Genomic DNA, 256 nt, shown 5'->3' on the forward strand with positions numbered 1-256 from the left:
TGCTCGACCGCGATCGGCTTCTTCCCCTCGATGTAGGGCATCAGGATGTCCGCACAGCGCGCCCGCAGGTTCTGCGCATCGCCATAGGTCAACCGCCGCTTGGGGCTGTCCATGGCCGCCGACCGCTCCACCAGCACTTCAGGCGGGGTCGATTGGATCTGCATCAACGTCACCGCCGGGTGCTGCCCGTGCGACAGGATCCACCGCGCAAAGTCATCGGTGCGCCGGTTGCGCGATCCCGGCTTGCGCCCCCGCT

Annotated in this window: 1 protein-coding gene; it reads right to left on the minus strand. The window is 67.6% G+C overall.

The window, feature by feature from the left end; all coding sequences use genetic code 11:
- On the minus strand, window positions 1-256 hold a 256-nt coding region (locus tag ACZ3GY_RS24415), incomplete at both ends, for a hypothetical protein (protein WP_465912371.1).

It is taken from the genome of Pseudomonas sp. PME37.24/006 (genome assembly GCF_055556635.1).